Annotated in this window: 15 protein-coding genes, 1 tRNA gene and 1 pseudogene; 8 read left to right on the plus strand and 9 right to left on the minus strand. The window is 68.2% G+C overall.

What is annotated here, in order from left to right:
- Positions 1 to 131 precede the first annotated feature (131 nt).
- Positions 132 to 698, minus strand: coding sequence for an elongation factor P (gene efp, locus LA521A_RS11985; RefSeq protein ID WP_281779131.1), 567 nt, complete (start codon positions 696 to 698; stop codon positions 132 to 134).
- Positions 699 to 829: 131 nt separating this feature from the next.
- Between efp and epmB the strand changes: the two genes are divergently transcribed.
- Together epmB and LA521A_RS11995 are read left to right on the plus strand one after the other, a co-directional pair.
- Complete coding sequence (gene epmB / locus LA521A_RS11990; RefSeq protein WP_281779132.1) at positions 830 to 1,855, plus strand: EF-P beta-lysylation protein EpmB; 1,026 nt, start codon at positions 830 to 832, stop codon at positions 1,853 to 1,855.
- A 163-nt stretch (positions 1,856 to 2,018) separates the two neighbouring features.
- Entirely contained in the window at positions 2,019 to 4,091 is a 2,073-nt protein-coding gene (locus LA521A_RS11995; RefSeq protein ID WP_281779133.1) for an EAL domain-containing response regulator, read from the plus strand.
- Between the two features lie 221 nt (positions 4,092 to 4,312).
- On the opposite strand, the gene htpX is transcribed toward LA521A_RS11995, so the two are convergent.
- Positions 4,313 to 5,209: a protease HtpX gene (htpX, locus tag LA521A_RS12000; RefSeq protein ID WP_281779134.1), complete on the minus strand. Its 897-nt coding sequence runs from the start codon at positions 5,207 to 5,209 to the stop codon at positions 4,313 to 4,315.
- Between the two features lie 107 nt (positions 5,210 to 5,316).
- On the opposite strand from htpX, the gene gluQRS reads away from it, so the two are divergent.
- The 3 genes from gluQRS (at position 5,317) to phaR (ending at position 7,701) form a co-directional block, all read left to right on the plus strand.
- Positions 5,317 to 6,210: a tRNA glutamyl-Q(34) synthetase GluQRS gene (gene gluQRS / locus LA521A_RS12005; RefSeq protein WP_281779135.1), complete on the plus strand. Its 894-nt coding sequence runs from the start codon at positions 5,317 to 5,319 to the stop codon at positions 6,208 to 6,210.
- 81 nt (positions 6,211 to 6,291) lie between these two features.
- On the plus strand, positions 6,292 to 7,032 hold the full coding sequence (phbB, locus tag LA521A_RS12010; RefSeq protein WP_281779136.1) for an acetoacetyl-CoA reductase: 741 nt from the start codon (positions 6,292 to 6,294) through the stop codon (positions 7,030 to 7,032).
- Positions 7,033 to 7,206: 174 nt separating this feature from the next.
- On the plus strand, positions 7,207 to 7,701 hold the full coding sequence (gene phaR / locus LA521A_RS12015; RefSeq protein ID WP_281779137.1) for a polyhydroxyalkanoate synthesis repressor PhaR: 495 nt from the start codon (positions 7,207 to 7,209) through the stop codon (positions 7,699 to 7,701).
- Between the two features lie 343 nt (positions 7,702 to 8,044).
- Here the strand turns inward: phaR and LA521A_RS12020 are convergent, their stop codons facing one another.
- Both LA521A_RS12020 and LA521A_RS12025 read right to left on the minus strand, forming a co-directional pair.
- Entirely contained in the window at positions 8,045 to 8,986 is a 942-nt protein-coding gene (locus LA521A_RS12020; protein WP_281779138.1) for a M48 family metallopeptidase, read from the minus strand.
- Between the two features lie 58 nt (positions 8,987 to 9,044).
- Entirely contained in the window at positions 9,045 to 10,874 is a 1,830-nt protein-coding gene (locus LA521A_RS12025) for a formylglycine-generating enzyme family protein (RefSeq protein WP_281779139.1), read from the minus strand.
- Between the two features lie 165 nt (positions 10,875 to 11,039).
- Here LA521A_RS12025 and rnd point away from each other — a divergent pair, with 165 nt between their 5' ends.
- Positions 11,040 to 12,140 carry a ribonuclease D gene (gene rnd / locus LA521A_RS12030; protein WP_281779140.1) on the plus strand — a complete coding sequence of 367 codons (1,101 nt, stop codon included), beginning with the start codon at positions 11,040 to 11,042 and terminating at the stop codon, positions 12,138 to 12,140.
- Between the two features lie 185 nt (positions 12,141 to 12,325).
- On the opposite strand, the pseudogene ppk2 reads toward rnd, so the two are convergent.
- Positions 12,326 to 13,044 (minus strand): annotated as a pseudogene (gene ppk2 / locus LA521A_RS12035) (polyphosphate kinase 2); the annotation flags it as partial.
- 171 nt (positions 13,045 to 13,215) lie between these two features.
- Here ppk2 and LA521A_RS12040 point away from each other — a divergent pair.
- Positions 13,216 to 13,291, plus strand: a tRNA-Ala gene (locus tag LA521A_RS12040).
- 88 nt (positions 13,292 to 13,379) lie between these two features.
- On the opposite strand, the gene LA521A_RS12045 is transcribed toward LA521A_RS12040, so the two are convergent.
- Positions 13,380 to 13,829, minus strand: a complete 450-nt coding sequence (locus LA521A_RS12045; RefSeq protein ID WP_281779142.1) for a hypothetical protein — start codon at positions 13,827 to 13,829, stop codon at positions 13,380 to 13,382.
- A 130-nt stretch (positions 13,830 to 13,959) separates the two neighbouring features.
- On the opposite strand from LA521A_RS12045, the gene LA521A_RS12050 reads away from it, so the two are divergent.
- Positions 13,960 to 15,021 (plus strand): serine hydrolase domain-containing protein, encoded by a 1,062-nt coding sequence (locus LA521A_RS12050; RefSeq protein WP_425494511.1) that lies wholly within the window; start codon positions 13,960 to 13,962, stop codon positions 15,019 to 15,021.
- Positions 15,022 to 15,043: 22 nt separating this feature from the next.
- Here LA521A_RS12050 and LA521A_RS12055 read toward each other — a convergent pair whose 3' ends face one another.
- Genes LA521A_RS12055 through lysA form a run of 3 tightly spaced genes read right to left on the minus strand, consistent with a single transcriptional unit; the run spans position 15,044 to position 18,544 of the window.
- Positions 15,044 to 15,754 (minus strand): M15 family metallopeptidase, encoded by a 711-nt coding sequence (locus tag LA521A_RS12055; RefSeq protein WP_281779144.1) that lies wholly within the window; start codon positions 15,752 to 15,754, stop codon positions 15,044 to 15,046.
- Entirely contained in the window at positions 15,754 to 17,313 is a 1,560-nt protein-coding gene (locus LA521A_RS12060; RefSeq protein WP_281779145.1) for a serine hydrolase, read from the minus strand. Before LA521A_RS12060 ends, LA521A_RS12055 begins: the two co-directional genes overlap by 1 nt.
- On the minus strand, positions 17,303 to 18,544 hold the full coding sequence (gene lysA / locus LA521A_RS12065) for a diaminopimelate decarboxylase (RefSeq protein ID WP_281779146.1): 1,242 nt from the start codon (positions 18,542 to 18,544) through the stop codon (positions 17,303 to 17,305). Before lysA ends, LA521A_RS12060 begins: the two co-directional genes overlap by 11 nt.
- Between the last annotated feature and the right edge of the window lie 44 nt (positions 18,545 to 18,588).

Here is an 18,588-nt window from a genome sequence, read left to right on the forward strand (position 1 = left end):
CAGCCTGGATCCCGGCTTTCGCCGGGATGACGCTGGATCCCGGCTTTCGCCGGGATGACGCTGGATCCCGGCTTTCGCCGGGATGACGATCTGACAAAGCCGTGGCCGCGCAGCGGCCACGGGTCAGATCGTCACTTCACTCGGCTGACGTATTCGCCGGAGCGGGTGTCGACCTTGATCACTTCTTCCTGGCCGACGAACAGCGGCACGCGGACCACGGCGCCGGTTTCCAGCGTCGCCGGCTTGCCGCCGCCGCCCGAGGTGTCGCCACGGACGCCCGGGTCGGTCTCGGTGATCTTCAGCTCGACGAAGTTCGGCGGCTGCACGGCGATCGGGGTGCCGTTCCACAGCGTGACCACGCACTCTTCCTCGCCCTTGAGCCACTTCTCGGCGCCGCCCATGCCCGCCTTGTCGGCCTGCACCTGCTCGAACGACTCCTGGTTCATGAAGTGCCAGTACTCGCCGTCCGAATACAGGTACTGCATGTCGGTATCCACGACGTCGGCCTGCTCGACGTTGTCGGTCGCCTTCATGGTCATTTCGACCACGCGGCCCGACTTGATGCTGCGGTACTTCACGCGCGTGAAGGCCTGGCCCTTGCCCGGCTTGACGTACTCGGTTTCGGTGATGATGCACGGGTCGTTGTTGACCAGGATCTTCTGTCCGGTCTTGACGTCGTTCATGCCCAGGGTGGCCATGAGTGGAGCTCCTGCGTAGGTGAATAGGTGTCGCCGGGCCGCCCCACTTCGGGTGAAATGCAGGCGGGAGGCTAGAATGTCGGGCTGTTGTGCCCGGCCGATGGCCGCGGCGCAAGGAAAACCGGTCCGCCATGATACCTGCTGCCCCCACCGCTCTTCACCCTGCTCCGTCCCCTGCCGCCCCGCCGCGCTGGCAACAGCTGTGGCGCGACGCCGTGCGCGACCCGCGGGAGCTGCTGGCGATGCTGGGGCTGGAAGCGGCCGGCCTGCGCCTGTCGGGCGAGGCAGCCGCGCAGTTCCCGCTGCGGGTGCCGCACGGCTTCGTCGCGCGCATGCACCACGGCGACCCGCACGACCCGCTGCTGCGCCAGGTGCTGCCGCTGGACGCCGAGATGCAGCCGATGCCGGGCTTCACGCTCGACCCCGTCGGCGACTCGGCGGCCAAGGCCGGCCACGGCGTCATCCGCAAGTACCGCGGTCGAGCGCTGCTGATCGCCACCGGCTCGTGCGCGATCCACTGCCGCTATTGCTTCCGGCGCCACTTCCCGTACGCCGAGGAAACCGCCGCGGCGGCCGGTTGGCGCGATGCCGTGGCCGCGATCCGCGCCGACGACTCGATCGACGAAGTGATCCTCTCCGGTGGCGATCCGTGGTCGCTGGCCACGCCCAAGCTCGTCGAACTCACCGATGCGCTGGCGACGGTGCCGCACCTCAAGCGCCTGCGCGTGCACACGCGGCTGCCGGTCGTGCTGCCCGAGCGCGTCGACGAGGCGTTGGCCGCCTGGCTCGCCGCGCTCCCCTGGCCGGTCACCGTCGTGCTGCACGCCAACCATGCGAACGAGTTCGACGCCCACGTCGACGCGGCGCTGGCCCGGCTTCGTGGCGCCGGCGCGATGCTGCTCAACCAGGCCGTGCTGCTGCGCGGGGTCAACGACTCGGTCGACGCACTCGCCGCGCTGAGCGAACGGGGCCACGCCGCCGGCGTGCTGCCCTACTACCTGCACCAGCTCGACCGCGTGCAGGGCTCGGCCCACTTCGAGGTCGCCGACGACACCGCCCTGCGCCTGCATCGCGAACTCGCCGCGCGGGTGTCGGGCTATCTCGTGCCGAAGCTGGTGCGCGAAGTGGCGGGCGACCCGGGCAAACGCCCGCTCTGAGCCGAGCGCCGCCGCCTCGTCGGACTCGACGGTGCCAGCGCGACGCCGGTCTCAAGTTCGGCCCGCGTTGGTCGCTAAACCGTCATATCCCCCAAAACCGGCGTGCGTGAATGGACTGAACACTCCCGTTCATGTCATAACTCGTGCATGGGGAGGTGACGCAATGCAATTCGGGAAAGACACGGCGCTGCGCCTGCTGATCGTCGACGACAGCGTCGAGGCAGCCGAGGCCATCGTCAGCGGCCTGCGCAACAGCGGCATCGCCGTGCGGCCGTCGCGACCGGAAAACGAGAACGAACTGGCCACGCTCATCGCGAGTCAGTCGCCGGACCTGGTGCTCGCCGCGCGCGAGGCCACGCTGGTGCCGATCACCAAGGTCATGCAGGCAGTCGACGCCAGCGGCAAGGACCTGCCGGTGCTGATGCTGCTGGACACGGTCGACGACTCGCGCCTGATGGAGATGATCACGCTCGGCGCGCGCGGCATCCTGCTGCGCCGCAGCGGCGAGCACGTGCAGGTCCGCGTCCGCCAGGAATGGGCCGACCTGGAGGCGCGTCGTTCGCAGCGCCGCCTGGAAGCGCAGATCCGCGAGACCGAGCGCCGTTGCGACGCGCTCATCGACTCCTCGCGCGAGCCCATCGCCTACATCCACGAAGGCATGCACATCCGCGCCAACCCGGCGTACCTGGAAATCTTCGGCTTCGAGTCCTTCGAGGACATCGAAGGCATGTCGCTGCTCGACCTGATCGCCCCGTCCAAGGTCGAAGGATTCAAGCAGCTGCTCAAGCAGATCAGCAAGGGCGAGGCCCCGCCGCGGCACGAGACCGAAGCGCGCGCGCTCGACGGCAGCGGTTTCCCGGCGGTGATGGAATTCACCACCGCGACCTACGAAGGCGAGCACTGCCTGCAGGTGATCCTGCGCCGGCAGGAAGTCGACCCCGAGCTCGCGCGCGAAGTCGAGGAACTGCGCCAGCGCGACCAGGTCACCGGCCTGCTCAACCGCGCGACGTTCCTGCGCTCGCTGGAAGACACCGTGGCCGACGCCGCGCAGAGCGCGTCGCACCACGGCCTGCTGCTGATCGAGCCGGACCACTTCAACCGCCTGCTGCAGGACATCGGCCTGGACGCCGCCGACGCGCTGGTGTCGGCGATGGGCGACCGCCTGCGTACCGTGCTGGGCGCGGACCACGTCGCGGCGCGATTCGGCGAACACCAGTTCGCCGTGCTCGTGCCCAACGCCGACCACCGCCTGGTCACCGGCCTGGCGGAAAAACTCCGCACGGCGTTCGCCGACTCCGTGCTGGAAACGGCCGATCGCTCGGTCAGCACTACCGTCAGCATCGGCGGCGTGCTCATCGGCGAGAAGATCGCGAGCATCACCGCGGTGCTCGGCAAGGCCAGCCAGTGCCTGCAATCGGCCAGTGGCGTGGGCGGCAACCGCACCGAACTGTTCGACCCCGGCGCGGCCGACCGCGCCGAGGAAGAGCGCGTGGAAGCCTGGGTGCAGCGCATCCGCGACGCGCTCGACGCCGACCGTTTCGTCATGGAGTACCAGCCGCTCATCGCCATGCACGGCGAGCCGCTGGAGATGTACGAGGCCTACCTCCGCCTGCAGGGCGAACACGGCGAACTCGTGCCGCCGCTGGCGTTCCTGCAGATCGCCGAAGAACACGGGCTGTTGTGGGAAATCGACCGCTGGGTCGTCGGCAAGGCGATCTCGACCATCGGCGAGCGCTCGCGTGCCGGTCGTCCGACGACGGTGCTGGTGAAGATCACGCAGGCCTCGCTGCAGGACAACACGCTCGCGCAGTTCATCCAGGAAAAGCTGGCCAAGCACGCCGCGGACGGCAACCTGCTGGTGCTGCAGCTGCCCGAATCGAAGGTCTTCACGCACCTGCGCGCGGCGCAGGAATTCCAGGCGCAGGTCGCGCAGTACGGCGTACGCGTGGGACTGGAACAGTTCGGCGTGGGCCTGAATTCGTTCCAGTTGCTGACCCACTTCAACGCGGCGCTGCTGAAGATCGACCGCAGCTTCATGGAAGACCTGGGCAGCAATCCGGACCATCAGGCCCGCCTGCGCGAGATCGCCGAGAAGGCGCGCGAACAGGGCAAGACGACCATCGCCGAATTCGTGCAGGACGCGGCGAGCATGAGCGCGCTGTTCGGCGCCGGCATCGACTACGCGCAGGGCAACTTCCTCGCACCGCCGGGCCCGGCGATGGATTACGAGTTCTGATCTCGCGGTCGGGAATCGGGAATCGGGAATCGGGAATCGGGAAGAGCGTGTGTGATCCGTCATCCCGGCGAAAGCCGGGACCCAGGCCCGCAGCGTGCGGGCACTCCCAAAGCAGCGAACGGTAGACCCGTCATGCCCGCGAAGGCGGGAATCCAACTGCCCGACAAACAAAAAGCCCGCCTTTCGGCGGGCCTTTGCATTACCGATCACGTAACGAAGGATCAGCTCACCACCGTCCCGCGGACCTGCTCCAACGGCGCGTTCTGCAGCGCGACGATGCGCTCTTCCAGCGGCGGATGGCTCAGGAAGAGGCGGCGCAGGCCGTGGCCCACGGCGCCGCTGATGCCGAACGCCTGCACCGTCTTGGGCAGCGTGCTCTCGCCGTAGGTCATCGACAGGCGCTGCAGCGCGGCGATCATCTTGTCGCGACCGGCAAGGCGCGCACCGCCGGCGTCGGCGCGGAACTCGCGATGGCGCGAGAACCACATCGCGATCATGCTGGCGAACAGGCCGAACACCATGTCGAGCACGAACACGATGGCGAAATACCCCAGGCCCGGGCCGCCTTCGCGATTGCCGCTGAGGTAGCTGTCGATCACGCGGCCGACCACGCGCGCCAGCACGATCACGAACGTGTTGAGCACGCCCTGGATCAGCGCCATCGTGACCATGTCGCCGTTGGCGACGTGGCTGACTTCGTGGCCCAGCACGGCTTCGGCTTCGTCGCGATTCATCGCGCGCAACAGGCCGGTGGACACGGCGACCAGCGAGTTGTTGCGGCTCGGGCCGGTGGCGAACGCGTTGATTTCCGGCGCGTCGTAGACGGCGACTTCCGGCATCTTGATGCCCGCCGCTTCGGCCTGGCGACGCACGGTACTGACCAGCCACTGCTCGGATTCGTTGCGCGGCTGTTCGATCACGTGCGCGCCGGTGGAGCGCTTGGCGATCCACTTGGACGTCATGAGCGAAATCAGCGAACCGCCGAAACCGAACACGGTCGCCATCACCAGCAGGCCCGAGAACGTGCGCGGGTCGATGCCGAGGATCGACATCACGATGCTCAGCAGGATCAGCACCGCGAAGTTGGTGGCCAGAAAAAGGAATACACGCTTGAACATGATGGGAACCTTTAGCGCCCGACGGGCGCGACATGCTGGAAAAATGTGGCACGCTTGCGTTGAATTCAAGTGAAATCCGCCCTCGGTCCTTTGCCTGACGAGCCCTTGTGATCCCACCTCCCGCGCCATCGGGCTACCGCGGCCGCTTCGCACCTTCTCCGACCGGCGATCTCCATTTCGGTTCCCTGCTCGCCGCGTTCGGCAGCTGGCTGCTCGCACGCCACGCCGGCGGTCAATGGCGGGTGCGCGTGGAGGATCTTGATCCCCCGCGTGAAGTCGATGGCGCCGCCCGTCGGCAGCTCGCCGCGCTGCACGCGTTCGGACTGGAAGCGGACGGGGACATCGTCTGGCAAAGCGGGCGTTCGGCGCTGTACGAGTCGGCGGTCGAAAAATTGCTGAACGAAGGCCGTGCGTTTTATTGCCATTGCAGCCGCAGCGACCTTGCCACGGTGTCAGGCATCCATCGGGCGTGCGTCGCGCGACAGATACGTCCCGATCCCGCGGTGCGCCTGCGCGTGGACGACGGCAGCGTGGTGGCGTTCGACGACGCGATCCGCGGTCGTATCGAACAGGATGTCTCGCGCGAGGTCGGCGATTTCGTACTGCGCCGCGCGGATGGTTTCTGGGCATATCAGCTTGCCGTCGTCGTCGACGATGCCGACCAGGGCATCACCGATGTCGTGCGCGGCGCGGATCTGCTCGATTCCACGCCGCGGCAGATCCTGCTCCAGCGTGCACTCGGGCTGCCGACGCCGCGCTACGCGCACCTGCCTTTGGTGCTCGGGCCCGATGGTCGCAAGCTGTCCAAGTCCGATGCGGCGCAGCCGGTGGATCCCACCGATCCGCTGACGACGCTGCGCGCAGCATGGCGCCGGCTCGGGCAGGCGCCGGCGGCGCTGGCCGAGGCGCGCGACGTGCCCGACCTGCTCGCCCGCGCGACGGCGGCGTTCGATCCCGCGCGCATTCCGCGGCACGACGGCGGACCGCACGAAATGTCATGAGCGGCCGCCACGATGGCCGCCTGCTTGCCTCTAGAATCGATGCAGGCCGCGCGCCGTGCGGGCCTGCCCAGGAGATCCCCCATGCAGTCTCGCGTCGCCCTCGTCACCGGCGGAACCGGCGGTATCGGCAGTTCGATCGTCCAGCGCCTCGCGGCGATGGGGCATCGCGTCGCCACGAATTACCGCGACGAAGGACGCGCCCTGGCCTGGCAATCGAAGATGCGCGAGCGCGGCGTGGACGTGGTGCTCGCACGCGGCGACGTGTCCTCGCCGGAGGAAGCGCAGGCGCTGGTCGCCGATGTCGAACGCGACCTGGGCCCGATCGAGGTGCTGGTGAACAACGCCGGCATCACGCGCGATTCCACGTTCCACCGCATGACGCCGATGCAGTGGAACGAGGTGATTGGCACCAACCTCAACTCGTGCTTCAACGTGACCCGCCCGGTGATCGAAGGCATGCGCGAGCGCAAGTGGGGCCGCATCGTGCAGATCAGCTCCATCAACGGCCTGAAGGGCCAGTACGGCCAGGCGAACTACGCCGCCGCCAAGGCCGGCATGCACGGCTTCACCATTTCGCTGGCGCGCGAGAACGCGCGCTTTGGCATCACGGTCAACACCGTGTCGCCGGGCTATGTCGCCACCGACATGGTGATGGCGGTGCCGGAGGACGTGCGCGCGAAGATCGTGGCGGAGATCCCCACCGGCCGCCTGGGCACGCCCGACGAAATCGCTTACGCGGTGTCCTTCCTCGTCGCCGAGGAAGCGGCCTGGATCACCGGCTCGAACCTCGACATCAACGGCGGCCACCACATGGGCTGGTAGGAACGCGCGCCCCGACGGGCTTGCGCGATCTGCCTGTTTCAGCGGACGTTGCCGATCGCGACGGCGTCTTCCCCATTCACCCCGCCCGCCCGCGCCGACCGGGCCCGGCGGCAGTTGCAAGCCCCGGCCCGCTGCGCCATGCTGCGAAGCATCACGATTTAGAGCCGAAGCTCCATGGCCTCGATGCGCGTCATCAAGAAGTATCCGAACCGACGGCTCTACGACACCGAGATTTCGAGTTACATCACCATCGAGGACGTTCGACAGCTCATCGTCGACGGCGAGGAATTCGAGGTGCGCGACGCCCGCAGCGGCGAAGACCTCACCCGCCAGGTCCTGCTCCAGATCATCGCCGAGCACGAGCAGGACGGCGAACCGGTCCTCTCGACCCAGCTGCTGAGCCAGATCATCCGCTTCTATGGCGATTCGCTGCAGGGTTTCATGGGCAGCTACCTGGAGCGTTCGATGCAGGTCTTCCTCGACCAGCAGCAGCAGTTCCGCAACCAGATGGGCGGCATCCTCGGCCAGACCCCTTGGGCGCTGATGAACCAGCTCACCGAGCGCAACCTGCAGATGTGGAACGAGTTCCAGCGCAACCTGTCCGGCAGCGTCGGCCAGAGCACCACCCCGCCGCCGAACAAGGCCAAGGGCGGCGAGCAGAAGCGCTGATTCAGTATCCGGGGTTCGCACGAGCCCTTGAGTCCGTCGTCCCGGCGAAAGCCGGGACCCAGGCCCGCAGCGCTTGCATGTTCGCAAGCCCGCTTCGAGGCATGCATGCCCCGTCATTCCAGCGAATGCTGGAACCCACCTTGATCGTCTTGCCCGCTGCACCCCAACAGGCGCACGAAGGCATCTGGATTCCTGGGTTCGCAGGAAATCTCGCGGCATGCGCGGCGTTGAGAGCCTGGGTCCCGGCTTTCGCCGGGATGACGCAGAGGGTTGGAATCGCGCCAAAGGCGGCGATATGACTACGCAGTGCCGATGACCTCAGGAGGCACTGCGCCCGCCCGCCTCAACGCGCCGCCGCGGTCGCCTTCGCACCCGCCCCGCAGTACTGCGCGCGGAACTGCTCCGCCTGCGGCATCAGCGACTGCAGCACCTGGATGCGGTTAGCCGGATCGGGATGCGTGGACGCGAATTCCGGCGGGCGTTCACCGCCACCGAGTTCGGACATGCGCTCCCACAGCGGGATCGCCGCGTTCGGGTCGTAGCACGCGGCCGCCGCAAGCATCAGCCCGACCTTGTCCGCCTGCGTCTCGTGGTTGCGCCCGTACGGCAGGATGAAGCCGTATTGCGCGCCCGCACCCAGCGCCGCCATCACGGCCTGCTGCTGTTGCGGGTCCATGCCGCCGATGGCCATGCCGGCGGCCATCTGCCCCATCTGCACCAGCTTCTGCTGGGCCATGCGCTGGCTGCCGTGGCGCAGCAGCGCGTGGGCGATCTCGTGCCCCATCACCACCGCCATCGCATCGGCGTTCTGCGCGATCGGGATCAGCCCGGTGTAGACCGCCATCTTCCCGCCCGGCAGGCAGAACGCGTTGGCCTGGTCGGACTGGATCACCGCGACGTCCCACTGGAACTGCTGGTGTTCGGTCGGCGTCTGCTGCTGGTTCTGCGCGGCCAGCTGCGCGGTCACCTCGGGCACGCGCTGGATCAGCCGCTGGGCGATCTGCCGGATCTGCACGCTCGCCTGGGCATCGGCCGGAAGCAGCGCGCCCTGCGCGTTCGCGTCGCCCAGCACCTGCTGGAACGCCTGCGCGCCCAGCTGCACTTCCTCGTCGGCCGTGGTGCCGTAATGCGCCTTCTCGCCCGTATAGGGGTCCACGCGCGCATTGCCGAACCACTGCCACGCCGCGTAACCGGCGAACAGGATCAGGATCCACCAGCGGATCCCGCCAAAGCCACGTCGCGGCCGGCCCTGCTGCCGCGCACCGCCAAAAGGATCGGTCCTCATCTGCCCTCCATGCTCCATCCCTGGCAAGTGTGTCGCCGCAGCGCGGCCGGATCGATGCTCAGATGTCTCGCACCACCCGGAACCCTATCCGCGCGGTCGTGTTGTTGGCGTCACTGCCCTGACGCCAGGCCGAACGCAGCTCCTCCGGTGCGCTGGCCCACGAACCGCCCCGTACCACCCGTGAACGGCAACCGGGATTGATCCAGGCCTCGCCGCCGCGCGGGGCGCGACGGAAGGTGTCGTGCCAGCAGTCGGCGACCCATTCGCTGACGTTGCCGGCCATGTCGTGCAGCCCCCAGACGTTGGGCCGATAGGTCGCGACCGGCGCCGGACCCCATGCGCCGTCGCCGTAGCCCGGGAACGCGTTGCGCCAGCGCCGCCCGCTCGGCGACACGTCGGCCCCGCCGGTGAAGTTCCCCGTACGCGCCGGCGGTGCGCCCTCGCCCCACGGGTAACGTCCGCGACTGCCGGCCCGCAGCGCGTATTCGAATTCCGCCTCGCTCGGCAGCCGGTACCGCTGGCCGGTCTGCGCCGACAGCCACTCCGCGTACGCCATCGCGTCCTTGGCGCTGACGTGGATGACCGGCATGTCGTCGCGCGCCGGCTGCCCGACGTAGTCCGACTGCCAGTCGACGTTGCCGCGCCGCACCAGGTTGCCGCTGCGCTCGTCGTAGGCCGTCGAATACCCGCGGCGGCTGGCGCGTGCGCGATGCTTGGTGGCCTGCATGAAGCGGCGGAATTCCCCGACGGTGATCTCCGTGCGCGACATCGCGAAGCCGCGATCGAACCGGATGTTGCGCGCGGGGCGCTCCGATTCCTGGCCCTCGTTGTCCTCCGAGCCCATGCGGAACGCGCCGTGCGGGATCACCACCATCTGCGGCCCGCGCCCGCCGCCCTGCATGGCGTCGGTGAACACCTGCGCGGGACGGAACAAACCGTAGTGCGTGGCCAGGTCGATGCGCTCGCGCAGCTCGCGCGTGGCCGGATCGCCGGTCGGCGCGATGCGCAGCATCACCGCCAGGTGACGGCGCGCTTCATCGATCCCGCCCTGCCGCATCAGCGCGGTCAGTCCCGCGTCGCGCAGCGCATTGATGCGCACGATGCGCTGCATCGCAAGCCGACCGCGCGCATCTTCCACGCTGGAAGCCTTCGGACGCACCTTCGCGGCGATGTCCAGTTCGCGCTCGGCGGCGGCGTAATCGTCGCGATCGGACGCCTGTTCGGCGCGACGGATCAATGCGCTTTCGACCGCGGCGATGCCCTGGTTCGCGCGCATGTCGTCCGGACGCAACTGCAATGCTTCGCGGAAATGCGTGAGCGCGTGACCGGTTTCGCCATCCACGCCCAGACGGCCGGCGTTCAGCGCTTCCTCGCCCAGGCGGTTGGCTTCCTGCGCTTCGTCGGCGCGATCGAGTCGCGCGAGGTAGTCGACGATGTCGACGTTCGCCGGCGCGACCGCGCGTGCGACGGCGGCGATCTCGTGCGCGCGCCGCAGCGACAGCGGATCGCGGTCGAGCTGCTTCAGCGCGTCGTCGCCGCTGGCGATGAGCTTCTTCAGCGAACGGTCGAAGCCCGCGTTCGCTGCGGCGTCCTCCGGGTCGAACCGGCGCAGCGCGTAATACAGCGGGATGGCGTCGTCGGTTCCGCCGAACAGCCGCCCGCGCGACAGCGCCTGCGCGGCCTGTTCCTTGAGTTCGGCGACGTTCTCGTCGGTGACCTGCACGGCCGGCACACGCCACGCGGGTACGGGCGAGACCGCCTGGTCGGCGCTGATCGTGACGATGGGGGTGTGCGCCGCCGCGGCGTCGCCCTTGGGCGAGGACGCATCGCGTGAGCATCCTGCCGCCAATGCGATCACGACGATGCCTGCCAACAGCGGTACGCGCAAAAATCCTCCTCGCCTGCGGGGCAGATCGTGCCGAACGGAGCCATGGGCCGATCGGCGGGTCAGGTCGTGGGCGGGGCCTTCACGGCCCGCGATGCCGGGAGCCCCGAAAGTAGGCTATTGTCGCCCGCCCCGGCAACCGCCGACCACTCGCCACGCATTCCTGACATGCCCGTCGCCTGGATCACCGACCCCGCGCAGTTGCGGGCCCGCTTCGCGTCACCGCCCGCGCGCATCGGCCTGGATACCGAATTCATCCGCGAACGCACGTACTGGCCGCAGCTGGCGCTGGTGCAGATCGCGATCGGCGATGCGCAGGGCGAGCCGGACATCCTGCTGGTCGACCCGCTCGTTCCGGGCATGCTCGACGCATTGACGCCGATCCTTGCCGACGAATCCATCGTCAAGGTCATGCACAGCCCGAGCGAGGACCTGGTCGCATTCAAGCATGCGTGCAACGTCGTGCCCAAGCCGCTGTTCGACACGCAGCTCGCGGCGGCCCTGGCCGGCGTCGGCGGCGGGCTCGGCTACCAGAAGCTGGTCGAACAGCTCACCGGCGTCGTCCTGCCGAAGGGCGAGACGCGCTCGGACTGGCTGCGCCGCCCGCTCTCGCCGTCGCAGCTGGAATATGCGGCCGACGACGTGCGCCACCTGTTCGAGATGCACGACCAGCTGGACCGCAAGCTGGGCGAACTCGATCGCCGTGAATGGCTCGCCGAAGACGCCGCGCGCATCGTGCAGAACGCCGAAAACGAAGCGCCGGAACGCTGGCCGCACGCGTCGATGCGCAGCGCGCAGTTCCTCGATCGCGACGCGCAACTTCGCCTGCTGCGACTGCTGCGCTGGCGCGACGTGTACGCGCGCGACAACGATCGCCCGCGCAGCTGGATCCTCGACAACGAACTGGCCGTCACGCTCGCGCGCACGCCGCCGATCGACCACGCCGGCCTGCAGCGCACGCTGGATGCGGTCCCGAAGTCGCCGCGCCGCCTGAGCGATGCGATCTGGGCCGCGCTGAACACCCCGCTGCCGGACGAAAACGACGCGCCCGACGCCGTGCAATCCGAACAGCGCGACAAGCAGCGCCTTCGCAAACTGCAGGACGCGGTGGCCGCGCGCAGCGCCGAACTCGGCCTGCCCGATGGCGTGCTCGCCTCGCGCCGCTGGCTCGAAGTGCTGATGGACCAGGGCGAATGGCCCGACGCCCTCGCCGGCTGGCGCCGCCGGGCGCTGGAGCCCAGGCTGGCACCGCTGCTGCAGGCGTCCTGACCGCTACACCGCCGCCAGTTGCGCGAAGCGTCGCGAGCGCTCGCTCGCCAGAGGCCTTCACCGTCCTCGTACACACGCGAAGCCGGTCCGACGATGAACGGATCCGGCTCGCCGATCGCGCCGCGATCCTTCGCCGCGTAATCGAAGCCGCCCAGCACGACGCGCATGGCATTCACGCGCGCACGCTTCTTGTCGTCCGACCGGATGACCGTCCACGGTGCGTCGGGCGTATCGGTGGACACGAACATCGCTTCCTTCGCGCGCGTGTATTCGTCCCATTTGTCGAGCGAGGCGAGGTCCACGGCGAAAGTTTCCACTGCTTGAGCGGATCGCGCTTGCGCTGCGCGAAACGGCGATGCTGCTCGGCGCGGCTCACCGAGAACCAGAACTTGAACAACCGCACGCCGCTGCGCACGAGCATGCGCTCGAAGTTCGGGCACTGGTGGATGAACTCCAGGTACTCGTCGGTCGAACAGAACCCCATCACGCGCTCGACGCCGGCGCGGTTGTACCAGGAGCGGTCGAACAGGACGATCTCGCCCGCGGCCGGCAGGTGCTCCACGTAACGCTGGAAGTACCACTGCGAGCGCTCGGTATCGCTGGGCTTTTCCAGCGCGACCACGCGCGCGCCGCGCGGGTTCAGGTGTTCCATGAAGCGCTTGATCGCCCCGCCCTTGCCCGCCGCGTCGCGTCCTTCGAACAGGATGACCACGCGCTGCCCGAACTCCTTCACCCACGCCTGCCACTTCAGCAGCTCGATCTGCAGCCCGCGCTTCTCGCGTTCGTATCGCGCCCGGGACATGCGCGCACCCGGCGCGGCATCGGGTTCGTGGGCCTCTTCTTCGGCGGCCCGGACGTGGGGGTCCTGCGACCCGGCAATCCCGTAATCTTCCTGCATGGACATGGCGACTCCTCGATGGGAAAGCCGCACTGTCCCGCCGCTCCGCGCCGCCGCGCTTGAGCCCGATCAATCGCCCGCCGGCCGCGCATGTTCCGAACTCCCAGGCGCCCCGCATGCCTCGTCCGTCCGGGGGCTAGCGTGCCGCCGCCTCGCCCGCTAGAATTTGCCCTTCGTGGGGCGGTAGCTCAGCTGGGAGAGCGTCGCGTTCGCAATGCGAAGGTCGGGAGTTCGATCCTCCTCCGCTCCACCAACTCATCCAGCCAGACAGCGCGTTACGCCTCAGGCGTTACGCGCTGTTTTGCTATGGGGCGCCGGCAGCGCTGCGTGCCAGCGGAACCTCAGCCCGCCTTCTTCCCGCGCACCTCGGCCACGACCTCGGCCGGGGTCGGGTTCGCCTTCGCCTTGCCGTTGACGTACACGATCGGCACCGGGCCGTTCATCACGGCCATCACGCGATTGGCTTCGTCCTGCGAACTCAGGCTGTTGTAGCTCGCCTGGTCGGTGCGGACATAGGCAATGCGCTGGCTGGACAGATGACGGACCAGTGCCTCGGTGCGGCGCGCGGCGTCGGACGTGCAATGTTCCGGCGCGAATACGATCACCCCGCGCGACGGCACGCCGTCTGGCATCGGGATCGACGTGAAGCCCTGCGCGCTGTCGCCGCCAGCGACCGCGCCGCCGGTACGTTCGGCGATCCATGCCTGCGGGTCCACGCGGCCGCTGGCGATGTAGGTCTTCCACACGCCGACGCCCGCCAGCAGCAACAGCGCGCCGGCGCATACCTTCATTGCGTTCATTCGTATCCCCCGTGATGTGCGGCGTCGTCGACGGCCGCATCCCTTCCGTGTGCGGCGCGCGGCCGCTTCCTTCGTGATGGAAGCCTCGCACACCACGCCCCACGCCCGCTACCATCGGTCGATGCGCATCCATCACTGGCTCACGGGCGCCGTCCTGCTCCTCGCCGGTTGCGCGAGCGGAGGGACGCGAATGCAGCACGACATCGACGCGCTCATGCGCGATTACCAGGGCGATGTTCCGGGTGCCAGCGTGCTCGTCGTGCGCGACGGCCAGCCGGTCGTGCGCCGCTCCTACGGCATGGCGGACCTGGAAAAACGCATCGCGGCGGCGCCCCGGACGAACTACCGCCTGGCCTCAGTTAGCAAGCAGTTCACCGCGGCCTGCGTGCTGTTGCTGGTCGAGGACGGCCGGCTGAAGCTCGACGATCCGGTGAAGCGCTACCTGCCCGGCCTGCCCGCCGCCGCGGACGGCATCACGATCCGCCACCTGCTCACGCATACATCCGGGCTGATCGACTACGAAGACGTGATGGATCCTGCCGACACGCGGCAGGTGCACGACGCCGACGTCCTCACGCTGCTGCAGGCGCAGGACCGCACCTACTTCGCGCCGGGCACGGGCTACCGCTACAGCAACAGCGGCTACGCGCTGCTGGCGCTGATCGTCGAACGCACTTCCGGCCAGCGCTACGCACGCTTCCTGCACGACCGCATCTTCCAGCCGCTCGGCATGAGCGACACGGTTGCCTACGAGGCCGGCATCTCCGATGTCGCGCACCGCGCCTTCGGTTACAGCTTCAATGACGGCGCCTGGACGCGCACCGACCAGAGCACGACGAGCGCGGTGCTCGGCGACGGCGGCATCTATTCGTCGATCAACGACCTGGCGAAGTGGGACGCCGCGCTCTACGACGAGCGCCTGCTGCCGGCAAACGCGCTGCGCGAGGCATTCACGCCGGCGACGCCGACGGACGATCCGCAGGTCGAATACGGCTTCGGCTGGCGCATCACCGGCGAGACCTTGTGGCATTCGGGCGAAACCATCGGGTTCCGCAATGTCATCGTGCGCTGGCCGCAGCGCCACCTCACCGTGGTGGTGCTGACCAACCGGGACGATCCGGAGCCTTACGAAATGGCGAAGAAGATCGGTGCACTGGCGATGGACGACGCAGCCACGGATTGACGTGCGCCCTCAAGCGGGCGACTCACTCGATCGGAACGTCGAAGAAGCGCTTTGGCGCGGGCTCCGGATCGAGCGTGAAGTGCCACCATTCCATCGGGTAATTCTTCAGCCCCGCGAGCCGCATCGCGTCGCGAAGGCGCTCGCGATTGGCGCGCTGCGCCGGCGTGATGCGCGGCGAATCGGTATTGGCGAGCGGATCGAAGAAGTCGAATTGCGTGCCCATGTCGAGCGGCACGCAGGCTGCGGATCCCTCGCAACGCAACAGCGTCAGGTCGACCGTGGCGCCGCGGCTGTGGCCGGACGTCGGCGAGATGTAGCCGCCGAGCAGGTCGCGCTTCTCGAGCGCGGGATAGAAGCGTGCCCTGGTGCTCTCATCGGCATTGCCCGCCCACGCAACGAACGAACGCACGGCGCGTGCGGGCCGATAGCAGTCGAACAGGCGAAGCCGGTAGCCCCGCGCACGCAGCGCGGTTTCGGCGCGCTGAAGCGCCTTCGCGGCCGGCTCCAGCAGGTAGCAGCGTGGCGCCCCGTAGCCGTCCACGACCGCGCCGGTGAAGTTGTTGGTTCCGGCATAGCGCATGTCGAGGTCGATGTCCGGCACGAGCGTGCGCACGTCCACGAGGCCGGCTTCGGCGGGCGTCGTCGCCGGTGCGATGTCCATCCGCGGCGACGATGCACAACCGACCGCCGCGAGCGCGAACGTGGCGAACGCGAGCCGCACGGCACCGTGCATCACGGACAACCGCCGACGCGTTCGAACGCAAGGTCTTCGTAGTCGTAACTGAAATCCGCCTGCGGATCGACCTTGGCCAGCCGCATGCCGCTCGCGTCGACATCGAGCCAGGCTTCGGCATCCACGCTCGGATCGTCCCAATCGATCAGCCAGCGATCGCCCACGCGCTGCACCACGCCATCGAGCAGCGGCGATTTGCGCGCGCGAAACCGCACGTTGTCGCCATCGCGGCAAAGCGTTGCCTCGCCGAACCACGGATCGCGATACACGCCGAGCGACGGCGCCAGTTCCTTTGCCGTGGCGCGTCGGCGACGCGTGGTGTCCGGCGCTTTCTCGGTGGCCGGACGCGCGGCGTCCTCGCGGTCGATCAGCGACGCGTAATGGGCGACCGACAGCGCCGGATCGCCTGCGGTGTAGCGCTTCACGAGCACCTGCGTCAGCACGGTGCGGGCTTCATCGCCCTCGCCATTGATGAGGATGACGAATCCCGCGCCCTTGTCGGGCAACATCGTCACCGCCGAGTACATGCCCATCAGCGTTCCGGTGTGCGCGACCTTGAACACGCCGTCGACATCGGCCAGACGCCAACCGTAGCCGTAGGCGGAGAAGTGGCTGCGGTCCCATTCGCGCATGCGTTTGCTCACCGGCATCGGCATCTGCGGTGCCCACAGCGCCTGGCGTTGTTCCTGCGAAAGCCAGGCGACGTTCCGCGGTTGGGGCTTCAGCCAGTTCGCGGTCCATCGCAGCATGTCATCGAGGCTGCAGCGCACGCCGCCGGCGGGGTCCATCGTCGTGGTGGGCACGATGTCGCCATCGCTGCGCACGGGTACGTTGCGATCGCCCTCGCGGCGGTGCGGCTGTGCCACATTGCCGACCTCTACACGGTTCCACTGCCCGACCTGGCAGCGCGACATGCCCAGCGGTTCGAACACTTCGCGTCGCACCAGCGCCTCATACGGCGCACCGCCCGCCGCGGCGGCGACTTCGCCAGCGACGATGTACATCAGGTTGTCGTAGTCGTAACCCGAACGGAAACTGCGATACGGCTTGAGATAACCCAGGCCGTGGATGATGTCGGCACGCGTGAACGCGTTCGGCTCAGGCCACAGCATCAGATCGCCCGCGCCCGCGCGCAGGCCGCTGTTGTGGATCAGCAGGTCGCGCACCTGCATCTGCTGTCCCACCCACGCATCGTGCATGCGGAAGTCCGGGATCCACTTCGTCACCGGATCGTCCCAGCGCAGCTTGCCGGCATCGACCAGCCGCGCGAGCGTCGCCGTGGTCATCGACTTGGTGTTTGACGCCACCTTGAACAGCGTCCGCGAATCGATCTTCGCGCCCTCGCCCTCGACGAGTTCGCCTGCCGTGCGCGAATACACCACGCGGCCGTCCTCGACCACGCCGAGCGCCAGCCCCGGCAAGCGGTAGCGCGCAAATACCTCGTCGAAGATCGCGTCGAGCGCCTTGCGATCCGCCGGGGCTTCAGCGGCGGCGCCCGCCGCCGGCGCGCAGGCCAGCCACAACGTGAGGACGATCGCGCCGAAACGGTCAGGTTTCATGCCATGCCTGCGGAAATTGTTCGCCCGCCATCATCTCCGCGATCGTCTGGCGCCGCCGGATGACGGCGTAGCGGCCGTCATCGAGCAGCACTTCGGCGGGAAGCGGCCGGGAGTTGTAAGTGGATCCCATGGACGCACCGTACGCGCCCGCTCCGCCGATCATCAACAGGTCGCCGGCTTCGCAGCGCGGCATCGCGCGGCCCTGCGCGAAGGTGTCGCCGGTTTCGCACACGGGGCCGACCACGTCGTAGGCGACGTCTGGCTCGTCGCGCCCGTGCAGCGGCACGATCTGGTGCCATGCGTCGTAGAGCGACGGACGCAGCAGGTCATTCATTGCCGCATCGACGACGAGGAACTGGCGATCCGTTCCGTGCTTCACGCGGATCGCGCGCGTGACCAGCACGCCCGCTTCCGCGACCAGCCAGCGGCCCGGTTCCAGCGCGAGCGTGCCCTTGAACTCCGCAAACGTGTCGCGCACCAGCGCGGCGTAATCGGCGATCTCGATGGGCGTGTCGATACCGGGACGATAGACGACGCCCAGACCGCCGCCGATATCGACGCTGGCGATCGCATGTCCGGCTTCGACGAGTTCGCGCCGGAAGGCCTCCACGCGTTGCAGTGCAAGGCGGAAGGGCTCCAGATCGAGAATCTGCGAACCGATGTGCGCGTGCAGCCCGTCGAGCTGCACGTGGTCCAGCGACGCCGCATCGGCGAACCAGCGCCGCGCCTCGTCGATCGAGACGCCGAACTTGTTCTCGGCCTTGCCGGTGGAGATCTTCGCGTGCGTGCGCGCATCGACATCGGGATTGATGCGAACAGCGGCACGCGCGCACACGCCGCGCGAGCACGCGACGCGTTGCAGCAGCTGCAGTTCGTCGGCGGATTCGACGTTGAACCGCCACACGCCCGCCGCGAGCGCCGCATCGATCTCTTCGGCGATCTTGCCCACACCCGAAAAGACGATCCGTTCGGCCGGAATGCCGGCCTTGAGGCTGCGCTGCATCTCGCCCAGCGAGACGATGTCCGCACCGACGCCATGCAGCGCCATCAGCTGCAGGATGGCGAGGTTCGAGTTGGCCTTGACCGCATAGCAGATGCGTACATCCAAGCCGCGGAAGGCGTTCTGGAGGCTGGCGATGCGGGCGCGGATCGCCTGCACCGAGTAGGCGTAGTAAGGCGTCTGGATTTGACGCGCGATCGCGTCCAGTTCGGCCGGTGGAAAGTTCGACAAGCGGCGACCTTCGTGGAATGCGGACAAAAAGACGGCGGACGGCA

It is taken from the genome of Lysobacter auxotrophicus, from assembly GCF_027924565.1.
GTDB lineage: Bacteria > Pseudomonadota > Gammaproteobacteria > Xanthomonadales > Xanthomonadaceae > Lysobacter_J > Lysobacter_J auxotrophicus.